Annotated in this window: 14 protein-coding genes; 10 read left to right on the forward strand and 4 right to left on the reverse strand. The window is 72.3% G+C overall.

Annotation, left to right across the window (positions count from 1 at the left end):
- Window positions 1–34: 34 nt before the first annotated feature.
- Together hrpB and AB0G28_RS16455 are read right to left on the reverse strand one after the other, a co-directional pair.
- Window positions 35–2,515 carry an ATP-dependent helicase HrpB gene (gene hrpB, locus AB0G28_RS16450; RefSeq protein WP_361088997.1) on the reverse strand — a complete coding sequence of 827 codons (2,481 nt, stop codon included), beginning with the start codon at window positions 2,513–2,515 and terminating at the stop codon, window positions 35–37.
- A complete protein-coding gene (locus tag AB0G28_RS16455) occupies window positions 2,512–3,342 on the reverse strand; it encodes a glutamate ABC transporter substrate-binding protein (protein ID WP_361088999.1) in 831 nt (276 codons plus the stop codon). Before AB0G28_RS16455 ends, hrpB begins: the two co-directional genes overlap by 4 nt.
- A gap of 87 nt (window positions 3,343–3,429) precedes the next feature.
- Here AB0G28_RS16455 and AB0G28_RS16460 point away from each other — a divergent pair, with 87 nt between their 5' ends.
- The 6 genes from AB0G28_RS16460 to AB0G28_RS16485 all read left to right on the forward strand — a co-directional run bounded on the left by AB0G28_RS16460 (window position 3,430) and on the right by AB0G28_RS16485 (window position 7,262).
- Window positions 3,430–3,936: a MauE/DoxX family redox-associated membrane protein gene (locus AB0G28_RS16460; RefSeq protein ID WP_361089199.1), complete on the forward strand. Its 507-nt coding sequence runs from the start codon at window positions 3,430–3,432 to the stop codon at window positions 3,934–3,936.
- Between the two features lie 66 nt (window positions 3,937–4,002).
- Window positions 4,003–4,749: a thioredoxin domain-containing protein gene (locus AB0G28_RS16465; protein WP_361089201.1), complete on the forward strand. Its 747-nt coding sequence runs from the start codon at window positions 4,003–4,005 to the stop codon at window positions 4,747–4,749.
- 167 nt (window positions 4,750–4,916) lie between these two features.
- Window positions 4,917–5,252 carry a hypothetical protein gene (locus tag AB0G28_RS16470; protein WP_361089001.1) on the forward strand — a complete coding sequence of 112 codons (336 nt, stop codon included), beginning with the start codon at window positions 4,917–4,919 and terminating at the stop codon, window positions 5,250–5,252.
- Window positions 5,249–6,373, forward strand: a complete 1,125-nt coding sequence (locus AB0G28_RS16475; RefSeq protein WP_361089003.1) for an NlpC/P60 family protein — start codon at window positions 5,249–5,251, stop codon at window positions 6,371–6,373. Before AB0G28_RS16470 ends, AB0G28_RS16475 begins: the two co-directional genes overlap by 4 nt.
- 5 nt (window positions 6,374–6,378) lie before the next feature.
- Entirely contained in the window at window positions 6,379–6,762 is a 384-nt protein-coding gene (locus AB0G28_RS16480; protein WP_361089005.1) for a YbaB/EbfC family DNA-binding protein, read from the forward strand.
- Window positions 6,759–7,262: a YbaB/EbfC family nucleoid-associated protein gene (locus AB0G28_RS16485; RefSeq protein ID WP_361089007.1), complete on the forward strand. Its 504-nt coding sequence runs from the start codon at window positions 6,759–6,761 to the stop codon at window positions 7,260–7,262. The genes AB0G28_RS16480 and AB0G28_RS16485 overlap by 4 nt, the downstream gene beginning before the upstream one ends.
- On the opposite strand, the gene AB0G28_RS16490 is transcribed toward AB0G28_RS16485, so the two are convergent.
- Both AB0G28_RS16490 and AB0G28_RS16495 read right to left on the reverse strand, forming a co-directional pair.
- Complete coding sequence (locus AB0G28_RS16490; RefSeq protein WP_361089009.1) at window positions 7,259–8,401, reverse strand: 4-hydroxybenzoate 3-monooxygenase; 1,143 nt, start codon at window positions 8,399–8,401, stop codon at window positions 7,259–7,261. The genes AB0G28_RS16485 and AB0G28_RS16490 overlap by 4 nt on opposite strands.
- 72 nt (window positions 8,402–8,473) lie before the next feature.
- Window positions 8,474–9,205, reverse strand: coding sequence for a helix-turn-helix transcriptional regulator (locus AB0G28_RS16495; RefSeq protein WP_361089011.1), 732 nt, complete (start codon window positions 9,203–9,205; stop codon window positions 8,474–8,476).
- Window positions 9,206–9,297: 92 nt separating this feature from the next.
- Between AB0G28_RS16495 and AB0G28_RS16500 the strand changes: the two genes are divergently transcribed.
- The 4 genes from AB0G28_RS16500 to AB0G28_RS16515 all read left to right on the forward strand — a co-directional run bounded on the left by AB0G28_RS16500 (window position 9,298) and on the right by AB0G28_RS16515 (window position 12,631).
- Entirely contained in the window at window positions 9,298–9,474 is a 177-nt protein-coding gene (locus AB0G28_RS16500; RefSeq protein ID WP_361089207.1) for a hypothetical protein, read from the forward strand.
- A 28-nt stretch (window positions 9,475–9,502) separates the two neighbouring features.
- Window positions 9,503–10,774 carry an RICIN domain-containing protein gene (locus AB0G28_RS16505; protein WP_361089013.1) on the forward strand — a complete coding sequence of 424 codons (1,272 nt, stop codon included), beginning with the start codon at window positions 9,503–9,505 and terminating at the stop codon, window positions 10,772–10,774.
- Window positions 10,775–10,853: 79 nt separating this feature from the next.
- On the forward strand, window positions 10,854–11,525 hold the full coding sequence (locus AB0G28_RS16510; RefSeq protein WP_361089015.1) for a hypothetical protein: 672 nt from the start codon (window positions 10,854–10,856) through the stop codon (window positions 11,523–11,525).
- Complete coding sequence (locus AB0G28_RS16515; protein WP_361089017.1) at window positions 11,522–12,631, forward strand: hypothetical protein; 1,110 nt, start codon at window positions 11,522–11,524, stop codon at window positions 12,629–12,631. Before AB0G28_RS16510 ends, AB0G28_RS16515 begins: the two co-directional genes overlap by 4 nt.
- The last annotated feature ends 4 nt before the right edge of the window (window positions 12,632–12,635 follow it).

A 12,635-nucleotide genomic window follows, 5' to 3' on the forward strand; every position in this document is an offset into this window, starting at 1 on the left:
AGGGAACCGTTTCGATACAGACCGGTGATCCGGGTCAGCCGCGGCGGCGGGTGTGCCGGGTCGGGACGGCGGTGGCGGGGTCCTCCGGCCACGGGTGCTTCGGGTAGCGGCCGCGCAGATCGGCCCGCACCGCCGGGTAGCCACTCGTCCAGAAGGACCCGAGGTCGGCGGTGATCGCCGCCGGACGGCCGGCGGGGGAGAGCAGGTGCAGCACCACCGGGACGCCGGCGATCACCGGGGTTTCGGTCCAGCCGAAGGTTTCCTGGAGTTTCACGGCCAGGACCGGCCGGTCGCCGCGGTAGTCGACGCGGATGCGGGAGCCCGACGGGACTTCGAGCCGGTCGGGGGCGAGGTCGTCCAGCTTGGCGGCTTCCGGCCAGGGGAGGAGGGCCTTCAACGCCGTGCCCGCGTCGATGTTCGCGAGATCGGCTTTGCGGCGGGCGTCGCCGAGATCCAGCCATTTGTCCACATCGGACAGCAAGGTCGCGTCGTCCACCGCGGGCCACGGTTCGCCGAGCGCGCGGTGGAGGAACGCCATGCGCTCCCGGAGGCGGGTCGCGGTTTCGCTCCACTTGAGGAGGCCGAGGCCGTTCTCGCGGAGGCCGGTCACGAGAGCTCCGCGGACGTCGGCGTCCTTGAGGGGCTTCTCGGACAGGGTGATGGCGCCGAGCCTGCGGACGCGCCGCGCGACGACGTCGCCGTCCCAGGTGACTTCGTCCACTTCGGACAGAAGGGTGGGTGCGGCCCGGGTGGCCAGGCGTTCGTCGGCGGCCGCGGCGAGGCGGATGGTGCCGTGCGCGCGGCCGGGATCGCGGGTGGCTTCGGCGATCGCCAGCCACCCGGCGTCGAGGCCGCTGCCGGGCGGGAGTTCGGCCGCGGTGCCGCCGGCCATGAGGTAGACGGGAGCACCGCCCGGACGGCGCCGGGCGAGCCGTTCGGGGTGCGCGAGGGCGACGACCAGCGCGGGATCCGGCCGACGGTCCCCTGCGCCGCCCCGATGGTCCGTGAAGGCCTCCTTACCGGCTGTAAGAGCCGGTAAGGAGGCCTTCACGGCGCTTGCTCCGGCACGGTGGCCGGAGATCAAGGATTCCAAGCGCCGTACTTCGCGTTTCCAGCGGCGGGCGGCCTCGTCTCCCGCCGAGCGCAGGCGGCGCAGCTCCGCCTCCACGTCGGTCAGCGTGCCGCCCGTGTCCAGCAGCGCCACCACTTCCGCCGCGTTGCGGGCGCCGACTTCCGCCGCACCGTCCAGCAGGGCGCGGGCCAGCCGCGGGTGCAGGCCCAGCTCGGCCATGCGTCGTCCGCGCGGGGTGACCGCGCCCGAAGCGTCCGTCGCGCCGAGCGTCGCCAGCAACGCCCGCCCCGCCGCCAGCGCGCCCTCGCCCGGCGGGTCCCACCAGGTCAGGCCGCTGCCGTCGGGGGTCGACCAGCACGCCAGCTCCAACGCCAGCCGGGCCAGTTCGGCCGTGCGGATCTCCGGCTCGGGGTACGCCGGCAACGTCGCCTGCTCGTGCTCCGCCCAGCAGCGGTACGCCCGCCCGGGCGCCTCGCGGCCCGCGCGGCCCGCGCGTTGCGCGGCCACCGCCGCCGACACCCGGACCGTGGCCAGGCCGGGCAGCCCGCGCCGGTGGTCGACCCGCGGCACGCGCGCCAGCCCCGAATCCACCACCGCGCGCACGCCCGGCACCGTCAGGCTCGACTCGGCCACCGCCGTCGCCAGCACCACCCGGCGCCGGTCACGCGGCCGCAGCGCGTCGTCCTGGTGCGCCGCCGACAGCCTCCCGTGCAGCGGCAAGACGTCTACAGTGTCCAATTCGGACAGTCGCAACAGTCCCGCTGTCCGGGCGATCTCCCCGGCGCCGGGCAGGAAGGCGAGGACATCGCCGTCGCCCGAGGACAACGCCGTCCGCACCGTCCTCGCGACGCACGCCTCGACGCGCTCGCCGCGCGCAGGGGGGACGTAGGAGAACTCCACCGGGTAGGTCCGCGCCGATGCCGTGACGACGGGGGCGTCGCCGAGCAGGGCCGCGAGCCGGCCGGACGCGACCGTCGCCGACGTCGCCAGCAGCCGGAGGTCCTCGCGCAGCCCGGCGCGGACGTCGAGGAGCAGCGCGAGCAGCAGGTCCGCGTCCAGGTGCCGCTCGTGGCACTCGTCGAGCAGGACCGTCGAGACGCCGGGCAGCTCCGGGTCGCCCTGGACGCGCCGCACCAGCAGCCCCGACGTCACGACCTCGATCCGGGTCCGCGCGGACACCTTGCGGTCGCCGCGCACGGCGTAGCCGACCGTCTCGCCGACCGGTTCACCCAGCAACGCGGCCATCCGCGCCGCCGCGGCCCGCGCCGCCAGCCGCCGCGGCTCGGCGACGACCACGCGGCCCCCGGTGGAAGCCAGCGCGAGCGGGACCAGCGTCGTCTTCCCCGTGCCGGGCGGCGCGACGAGCACCGCGGCGCCGTGCGCGTCGAGCGCGGCGACGACGTCGGGCAGCACGGACCGGACCGGCAGGTCGGGGAGCTTCACTTCTGGGTGACCTCGGGAGGTGGGGGCAGCTGGTAGCCGGACGGGCCGATGTTCGCGTTGAGCGAGCGCAGCCATTCGCCGGAGGAGACCATCTTCCGGATCGCGTCGTCGACCGCGGACACACCCTGGGTGTCGCCCTTGCGCAGGCCGATGCCGTAGTTCTCCTTCGAGAACGGCTTCCCGACGAGCTTCAGCAGCTCGGGGTCGCGCGCGACGTAGCCGGCCAGGATGACCGCGTCCGTGGTGACCGCGTCGATCTGCCCGGCGAGCAGCGCGGTCACGCAGTCGGAGTACCGCGGGTACTCGACCAGCTGGACGGCCTGGGCGAACCTGTCCTTCACCTGCTGGGCCGGCGTCGAGCCGGTGACCGAGCACAGCCGCCGCCCGTTGAGCGCCTCCGGGCCGCTGATGTCGGCCGACGTCCGCCGCACCAGCAGGTCCTGGCCCGTGGTGAAGTACGGCCCGGCGAACGACACGAGCTGCTTGCGCTTGTCGGTGATCGAGTACGTCGCCACGACCAGGTCGACCGCGCCGGAGGTGAGATCCGTCTCGCGCGTCGCCGACGTCGTCTCGCGCCAGGTGATGTCGTTCGCCGGGACGCCGAGTTCCGAAGCGACGAAAGTGGCGACATCGACGTCGAACCCGACGAACCGGCCGTCCACGGTGTGCTCCGAGAGCCCCGGCGCGTCGAACCGGATGCCGATGGTCAGGTGATCCGAGGCACTCGCCCGGGCGACCACCGAATCGGTGGGCGAGACGTGGCCCGGCCCGCACGCCGACGCCGTGACCAGGAGCAACGTCGAGCCGAGGAGCGCGCGCCACCGCATCCAGCCGCTCCCTCCGCCGCCGTCCTGCTTCACGAAGTTCTCAGGTCCTCCCGTTAGCCTAAGTGCGTGGTGCGACCGTCCCAACCCGTGCTGAACACCGTCGGCACGCTCGCCCGGCTCGGGCTGGCGGCCGTCTGGCTCGTTTCCGGTGCGCTCAAGCTGGCGGATCCCGGGCAGACGCTGATCGCCGTGCAGGCGTACGACGTGCTGCCGGACGCGCTCGCGAACGTGGTGGCCATCGCGCTGCCGCTCGTCGAACTCGTGCTCGGGCTGTTCCTGCTCGCGGGCCTGGCGACCCGGTGGGCCGCCGGTGCCGCGCTGGGGCTGCTGCTCGTGCTCATCGCCGGGATCGCCCAGTCGTGGGCCCGCGGCCTGAGCATCGACTGCGGGTGCTTCGGCGGCGGCGGCCGGGTGGCGGCGGGGCAGACGGAGTACCCGCAGGAGATCCTCCGCGACACGGGGTTCGCGCTGCTGGCCGCGTGGCTGCTGGCGCGGCCGCGCACCTGGCTGTCGGTCGACGGCTGGCTGGCGCGAGGTCGCGGGAACCGGGGGGAGCCCGAGCCCGACTACTCGGGTATCGCGGAAGGGAACTGATACACAGTGGGTGGAGCTGAGCGGACCGCTCGGAAGCGTCGTCAGGCGGCACAGGCCGGCCCGAAGGTGGTCGCGCAGGCCAGGGGGGCATCCGGCGACCGGCGGAAGTGGATCATCGGGATCGGCGCCGTGGTCGTCGTGGCCGCGCTGGTCATCGGCGGCGTGATCTGGACGATCGCGGACCGGAACAAGACCGAGGGAAAGATCATCAACCCCGGCGAGACGACGAGCGCGCTGACGGGCGATGTCACCCAGAAGCGTGACGGCGTGGTCGTCACCGTGGGCAAGCCCGGCGCCAAGGCCTCGATCGACGTCTACGCGGACTTCCTCTGCCCGATCTGCGGGGAGTTCGAGAAGCAGTACAAGACCGACATCGAGCAGGCGATCAACGACGGCAAGCTGCAGGTCCGCTACCACATGGTGCCGCTGCTCAACCAGAAATCGAGCCCGCCGGGCTACTCGCTCGACTCGGCGAACGCGGCGCTGGCCGCGGCCGACGCCGGCAAGTTCCTCCAGTTCCACGACGCGCTGTTCGCCAACCAGCCCGAAGAGGGCAAGCGCGGCTACGACAAGACGCAGCTGATCGAGCTCGGCAAGAACGTCGGCATCACCGACCCGGCGTTCGCCCAGACGGTCAACGCCGGCACCTACGACCAGCAGATCAACACGGCGTTCCAGCAGATCGAGAACGACCCGAAGCTGGCGCAGGACTTCGGCGGCGGGCAGAGCGGCTTCGGCACGCCGACGGTCACCGCGAACGGCGCGATCGTGTCCTGGCAGGATCCGAACTGGCTCAAGAAGGTCACCGGCTGACTCCGGGCAATTCGCCCACCCGGGTACGGACCGTCGACTAGGCTGATCCCGCACGACATCTCTTCGGGGGTCCGGGTGGCGGAGCCCCCGGCCCGGGCGGAGCCCGGATGTCACAGGGAACCGGGGGTGCCGCGCGCACGTCGCACCCCCGGTGACAGGGAGGGCCAGTGGACGGTTCGCATTCGGGGTTTCACGTCGACGACGGCGCGTACACGCGCTACGCGCGCGAAGTCGACCCGCTCGGTGAAGACGTCAAGGGTGCGGCCGAAAAGCACGTCGGCCCGCACGTGACGCTCGGCGGCCACGGCTTCTCGGAAATGGGCGGCGAGTCCGGCTTCTCCGGGGCCTACAGCGGCCGGATGCGGGCGCTGCGGGAGAAGATGCACCGCGTCGGCGGCGGCTGGCGGCAGGTCGGCGAAGCCGCCCGGCAGACCGACCGCAACTACGCGGCCGTCGAAGCCGAGCACGGCGACGTCCTCCGCAGACTCGGCGGCGACGCGTGACCGAGCACACCGACCTGCTCGTCCGGCACGGCCTGGACACCACGAACCAGTTCGCGCAGAAGCTGCGCCACGACCCGGTCGCGATCACCGGCGCGCGGGACGCCCACGTCGCCCTGCAGACGTCGGTGGGCCGCACCCGTGACGTCGCGTCGGAGCAGCGCGTTTCGCTGGCCTCGGCGAGTTCGGGCTCGACGACCGACCGCGCCACCGCGACGTCGCAGAGCCTGGAGAAGGAGGTCCAGGACCTCCTCGACGAGAGCGCCGAGATCGAGAAGGCCGTCACCGAAGCGGCCGAGACGCTGCACGTCGGCGAGATCAAGAACGACCAGGTCCGCGACCAGATCATCAAGGAGATCTCGGCGTCGATGAAGGCGCTGGAAGCGGTGAAGACCATCCAGCCGCTGGAAAGCCGCGCGGCCGCGTCGCGCGACATCCTGCTGAAGCTGCAGACGAAGATCGGGCAGCTGACCGGGCAGGCCGCGACGTTCAGCGAGCAGACGATCAACCAGCTCACCGACATCGGCAACCAGCTCGGCGGGGAGCAGGCGACGTCGGCGTCTTCGGCCGCTTCCGCGACGAAGGTCGGTTCGTCGTTCAACAGCGACAGCGGCTACTCCGGCGGCGGCTCCGAGGGTTCCCACGGCGGTGGCGGGGGAGGCGGCGGCGGCGGTGGCACCGTGCACAAGCCGCGGTTGCCGGTCGCGATCCCGCCGCAGCCCGGTTCCGGCGTCGCGATCAACCTGCCCGGCGGCAAGCAGGTCATGGCGCCGAACGAGACCGCGGCGAAGGCCGTGCGGGCGGCGTTGTCGCAGCTCGGCGTGCCGTACGTCTGGGGCGGCACCGCGCGGGGAGTCGGCCTCGACTGCAGCGGGCTGACGATGACGTCGTACCAGGACGCGGGGCTGCAGCTGCCGCGGACGGCGGCGCAGCAGACGGTCGGGGCCGAGGTGCCGTCGATCGACCAGCTGCTGCCGGGCGATCTGGTCGTCTGGTCCGGGCACGTGGCGATGGTGATCGGCGACGGCCAGATGATCGAGGCGGGCGACCCGGTGCAGATCAGCAAGATCCGCACCACGAACGCGGGACAGTCGTTCATCGGCTTCTACCGCCCGACGGGGTGATTCCTTTGGCGGACATCGACATCGAGCTGGCTTCCGCCCGCATCGCCGAGCAGGCCTCGCGGGCGGGCGAGGAGGTCTCGGCGCGCCTGGCCCGGTCCGGTCCGGTGGTGGGCAAGGCGTCGTCCGACGGCATCGAAGTCCAGGTGGCACCCGGCGGATTGCTGACGGGGCTCACCATCCACCGCTCGGCGCTGCGGCACGGGTCGGCGGTGCTCGCCGACCGGATCTTCGAGCTGGCCCAGCGCGCGACCCGGCGCGCGGGTGACCGGATGTACCACGCGCTGTCGTCCGTTGTGGACGCTTCACAGCTGGAGACCCTCGGCTACGAACCGATTCCGGACGACGACCCGGACGCCGAGACCTACGCGTACGGAGAGGGACCGCGGTGATCACGACGCGTCAGCTGATCGCCCAGGCCCGGGCCCGCGAAGAGGCGATGGCGAAGGTGGACTCGCTGCTGGCGTCGGCGTCCGGCACGGCCCACGACATCGACGGCCAGGTCGAGGTCACCGTCGACGCCCGCGGCAAGCTGCTGCGCCTGTGGCTGGCCCCGACGGCGGTGAACCTCGGCGACCGCCTGGGCACGCTGGTGGTGGAGATCGCCCAGGCGGCCATGCGCGAGGCGACCCAGGACGGCTACAACAAGGTCGCCCTGCTGCTCGGCGAGGACATGACGTACCTGATCGAGCGGATGACGGGAGTGCCGGCGCCGGCGCGGGCCGAGGACGACGACCCGGGCATGACGGTCGAAGAGTTCCAGCGGCTGCGGGCCGAGCGGCTGGGTGCGGCGACGCCCCTGGCGGCCGAGCGTTCTCCCGCGCCTTCTCCCGAGGACGAGGACGCGTACTGGGAGTCGTTCGACCCGGCCTCGCTGCGCTCGGATCGTTAGGCGACCCCGGCCGTGAACTCGGCGAAGAGGCGGCCCGCGGCGGGCGAGGTGAACTGACGCTCCAGTTCCGCGCGGGCGACCCGCTTGCGGAACTCCCCCGCGTAGGAGGCGTCACCGGCGTCGTGCATGAGGTCGGTGATCCACGCCGCGAACGCCTGGTAGTTCCAGACATGGCTCAGGCACGTTTCGGAATAGCTCTCGAGCACGCTCGGATCGTCCTCCTTCACCTGCCGGAGGATGCCGCGCGCGAAGACCTCGGCGTCGAAGAGGGCGAGGTGGATTCCCTTGGCGCTCATCGGCGGAACGATGTGCGCCGCGTCCCCGAGCAGGTGGAGCCGGCCGTGCTGCATCGGGCTGTGGACCACGTTCCGCAGCGGCACCAGCCGCTTGTCGGCGATCCGGCCGGGCGCGACCGGCCGGCCGAACCGGGCCTCCAGCTCGCTCCAGACGCGCTCGTCCGGCCAGCGCGCGAGGTCGTCGTCGAGCGCGCACTGGAGGTAGAGCCGGCTGGCGTGCGCGCCGCGGGGGATCATCCCCGCGAGGCCGCGGGCGTGGATCGCCATGCCGCTGGGGTTCGTGGGCACCTCGGCCAGGACGCTCAGCCAGGCGTAGCCGTATTCGCGCGAGTACCGGGTGAGGACGCCGGCCGGGAAGGCGGTCCGGCTGACCCCGCGGTCGCCGTCGCAGCCGGCGACGAAGTCGGCGGTGAGGACCCGGTCCCCGTACCGCACGACGGGGTGCTCGAGGTTCCCCAGGGTGATGCCGTCGGCCTCGAACCGGAGGTCGCCGCCGGCGCGCAGGAAGACGTCCGTGAGGTTGCGGACGAGGACCTGCTGGGGCAGGAAGAGGCTGTCGCCGGCGTCGTCGGCGAAGTCGATCGGCAGCTCCTCGCCGTCGAGGAAGAAGCCGCCCTCGACCTCGGTCGAAGCGTCGTGGGCCAGCACCTCTTCGAGCCCCTGCTCGCGGAACATCCGGACGCCGCGGCTGTCGAGGGTCCCGGCTCGCTGGCGCTGTTCGACGTGCTCCCGGGGGTACTTCTCGAGGACGACGCAGTCGATTCCGTTGCGCAGCAGGATGTTCCCGAGGGTGAGCCCGGCGACCCCGGCTCCGATGACGATGACGGTGGTGTGTTCGGCCATGGCTCCACTGTGGACCCGGCAGTGTTCGCCACCAACCGGTGACCGGACAGCGGGTACCGGAAACCCGCCAATTTACCGCAGCCCGGCCTGGTACCGGCCCGGCGTCAGGCCGACGACCTCGGTGAAGGCGTCGATGAAGCTCGACGGGTTGGACCACCCGCACGCCATCGCGGTGTCGGTGACGGACCGGCCCTCGGTCAGGTGGACCAGGGCGTGGTGGACGCGCAGGATGGTCCGCCAGCGGAGGAAGCTCATGCCGAGTTCGGCCTGGAAGAGGCGGTTGAGGGTGCGTTCGCTCGCCCCGGCCGCCCGGCCCAGTTCGGCCAGCGTCGTGGCCCGCGCGGGCTCGGCGTGCAGGAGATCGGTGACGGCGCGCAGCCGGTCGTCGCGGGGTTCGGGCAGGTGCAGGGCCTGTTCGGGCGGCCCGGCGAGCTCGTCGATCACGACGGCGCGCAGCCGCCGGTGGGCGCCGGGCCGGCTCTCCTTCGGGCCGGTCAGCGCCAGGAGCGCCTCGCGCAGGAGCGGGCTCACCCCGAACACGCAGGGGTGGGCGGCGAGCTCGCCGCACAGGTCGGCCGGGATGACGACGAGCCGGAAGTCGGTCCGGCCGTAGCAGCGGTGGGAGTGGTCGAACCCGGGTGGCGTCCAGGTGACCCGGTCGGCCGGCGCGACCCAGGTCCCGAGCGCGGTGGTCGTGGCGAAGCCGCCGGTGGCCGCGTACACCAGCTGGCCGTCGGCGTGGCGGTGGGTGCCGAGGTGGAACCCGGGCGGCAGCCAGCCCTTTCCTTCCGGTGTGTCCGGCATCGATCGCCAGCCTACCGGGGTCCCGGTGAGCGGCACCCGAGTTCCCGCAGAGGTCTGGACCAGCTGCCTGATGTTGTGTCTTAATCCAAGGCGTGAATTTTCGACGGAGACTCGGCATCGGCGCGCTGGCCGCGGGGTTGCTGCCGGCCCCGGAGACACCGGTGACCTGGATGCGCAGCGCCGATCAGCAGCCGATCAACGCCGGTGACGGCAAGCCCGCGCTGTTCCCGTTCGGCTTCGGCCTGCGGTACCCGCACCGCCCCTGGTGATCTCCGTCCCCATCCGAAAGGTTCGCACATGAGACTCCGCCGTCCGCTGATCCGGATCCTGGCCTTCTTCGCCGCGTGCCTGGGGCTTTCGCTGGGAGCCCCGCCCGTGCAGGCCGCGACGCCGTTCAAGGTGCTCGCGTTCTACAGCGGCACTTACGACGCCGCACACATCAGCTTCGAGAAGGAGGCCAACGTCTGGTTCGCGCAGCAGGCGGCGGCCAACGGCTACACCTACTCGTCGACGACCGACTGGAACCGGCTGACGAGCATCACCAAGGCCACCGCCGACGTCGTGCTGTTCTTCGACGACCAGCCGCAGTCGGCCGCGCAGTTCCAGGGCTTCCAGAGCTACATGCAGGCCGGCGGCGGGTTCTTCGGCTTCCACGTCACGGCCTACAACGACAGCTCGACGCCGTCCTACGCGAACTGGTTCCACAACGACTTCCTCGGCACCGGCCGGTTCACGTCGAACACGTGGGGCCCGACGCCGGAGACGCTGAAGATCGAGAACCGCACGCACCCGTCGACGGCGAACCTGCCGGCGACGATCCGCTCGTCGACGTCGGAGTGGTACGCCTGGCAGAACGACCTGCGCCAGAACGGCAACATCACCATCCTGGCGTCGATGGACTCCTCGACGTTCCCGATCGGCACCGACCCGAACCAGACCTGGTACAGCGGCTACTACCCGATCGCGTGGACGAACAAGAACTACAAGATGCTGTACGCCAACTTCGGCCACAACGCGATGAACTACCAGACGAACACGGCGCTGTCGTCGACGTTCGAGAGCGCCGACCAGAACCGGTTCGTGCTCGACGGCCTGAAGTGGCTCGGCGGCGGCTCGACCGGGCCGACCGACCCGGGCACGATCGACCCGTCGGCCTGGTACGCGGTGACGAACAAGGCGTCCGGCAAGTGCGTCGACGCCCGCGCGGCCGGCAGCGCCGACGGCACGGTGATCCAGCAGTACACCTGCAACGGCACGACGGCCCAGCAGTACCAGTTCGCCCCGACGAGCGGCGGCTACGACCGGATAAACAACCACACGAACGCGGCCGAGGTCATCGACGTCACGGACGTCTCGACCGCGGACAACGCCGGCTTGCAGCTGTGGTCCTACAGCGGCGGTGGCAACCAGCAGTGGCAGCCGGTCTCCGAGGGCGGCGGCTACTACCACTTCGTCGCCCGCCACAGCGGCAAGTGCCTGACCGTACCGGGTTCTTCCACCGCGGACAGCGTCCAGCTGGTCCAGGCGACCTGCAGCGGCAGCGCGGCTCAGTCGTTCAAGGTCGCCTAACCCTCCTGACGGATGCCGGACGCCGTGCCGTTGTGTCATCGTGGATGCGGCGGGACGGAAGGGGGCTGCGGTGGTGTTCATGGCCGGCAGGCGGCAGCTCCCGGTCCGCGTCTCCTTCAGCGCCCTGCTGCGGGTCACCGACGACGATCGGTACGTCCTGTTCGACTCGCCCAAACGACCCGGCTCCTACGGGCCGCCGGGCGGGGTCGTCAAGGTGCACCCGCCCGCGTCCGGGCTCCTCGAATCCTGGAGCTTCCGGCCCGAACGCACGAACGCGGGCGCCGAGAAGATGAAGGCCGACCTCCGCGGGATCCTGCCCGCCGGTTCGCTGCGCTCGTTCCAGGCCTGGTTCGCCACCGGCACCTATCGCGAGACCGCGGCGGAATGCCTGCGCCGGGAGCTGCGCGAAGAACTGTCCGAAGTCGGTCTGGGAGCGCTCGAGCCCCTCACCCGCACGCTCGCCTTCACCCCGGTGCGGACCGTGCTGGAAGGGCCGGACGCGGTGACCGGGAAGCCGTACCTGCAGCTGCGGAGTTTCGAGGTCCACGACCTGGCGATGCTGGACCCCGGCGCGGTGCGGCTCCGCCGGGAGCTGGCCGCGGCCGGCCACGACGCCGGCCACACCGGGGTGATCTGCGCGAACTTCGGCGACATCGCCCACGGCCGCCTCGGCCGGGCGCTCATCGCGCCGCAGAGCGCGTTCGTCGCCGGTCCGGTGCGGCTCGCCGCGGACCTCCCGCCGGTCCGGTGACCGGCCCCGGCACGGTGCCGGTCACCGGCCCCGGCGGCCGGCGGTTCGGCGAAGTCCGGTTCGAGCCACCCCAGGCAAGTGCCGCCGACGTCGCCTCCGAGCCGCCGCCCGGGACGGCGTTCCTGGAGTTCCGCACGGGGTTCGCGGTGGACGCGGCGAGCGCGCCCTTCGTGGCGGCGCACCTGGTCGCGGGGTTCGACGACCCCCGCGTCCGCGTGTGGGAAGCGGCGGGCGCGGACCGGCCGATGGCGATCGGCGAGCTGCCCGAAGGCTGCGGCTGGCTGCTCGGCGATCCGCTCGGGCACGAGCCGATCGAACCGGCCGGGGAAGCACGGGCGGTGCTGTGCGCGCCGGCGGACCTGACGGCGGTGACCGGCTTCCTCCGGCTGGACGGCACGGTGCTGGCCGGCCGGGGACGTCCTCGGCGCAGCCACGGCGGCTGCCCGCCCGTGCGGTTCGCGGTGGGCCCGCCCGAAGGCTGGTCCCGGACGGCGTCCCCGCCGGTGAGCCCGCCCCGGCCGGTGAGCCCGCGGCCACCGGCCGTCCGGTTGTGCGTCGCCGTGGACACCGAGTCCTACAGCAGGTTCAGCACCGGCGAGGCCGCCCGCACCCAGCAGCGGCTCGTCGCCGTGCTCGCGCGCGCCCGTCGGCAGGCGGGCCTGCGGGAACCGGACGTCGACCTGCAGGAGTCCGGCGACGGGCAGTTCGCGATCCTGCCGGCGGGCGTCGACGAGTCCGACGTGATCCCGCGGCTCGTCTCGGCCATCCGGGCCGAGCTCGCCGTGACCAACGCGGACCTCAACGCGCACGCCCGGCTGCGGCTGCGCGTCGCCCTGCACCGCGGGCACGTCGCCGCGGGGGTCAACGGCTGGCTCGGCGGCGCGACCATCGCCGTGCACCGCCTGCTGGACAGCGCCCCGGTCCGCGCCGCGCTGGCCCGCGAGCCCGACGCGGATTTCGCGCTCATCGTTTCCGACGTGCTCTACACCGACATCATCGCCGACGGGTACGGCTCGCTCGACGCCGCCGAGTTCGCGCCCGCCGACGTCGTGATCCCGCAGAAGAACTTCGCCGAACGCGCCTGGGTCTACGTGCCGCGAAGCTGAGCGG

This window comes from Amycolatopsis sp. NPDC021455, from assembly GCF_040640995.1.
GTDB lineage: Bacteria > Actinomycetota > Actinomycetes > Mycobacteriales > Pseudonocardiaceae > Amycolatopsis.

Coding starts and splice junctions, on each gene's coding strand:
- AB0G28_RS16505 (WP_361089013.1), top strand. CDS start 9,503: ATGAGACTCCGCCGTCCGCTGATCCGGATCCTGGCCTTCTTCGCCGCG.
- AB0G28_RS16490 (WP_361089009.1), bottom strand. CDS start 8,401: ATGGCCGAACACACCACCGTCATCGTCATCGGAGCCGGGGTCGCCGGG.
- AB0G28_RS16495 (WP_361089011.1), bottom strand. CDS start 9,205: ATGCCGGACACACCGGAAGGAAAGGGCTGGCTGCCGCCCGGGTTCCAC.
- AB0G28_RS16455 (WP_361088999.1), bottom strand. CDS start 3,342: ATGCGGTGGCGCGCGCTCCTCGGCTCGACGTTGCTCCTGGTCACGGCG.
- AB0G28_RS16510 (WP_361089015.1), top strand. CDS start 10,854: ATGGCCGGCAGGCGGCAGCTCCCGGTCCGCGTCTCCTTCAGCGCCCTG.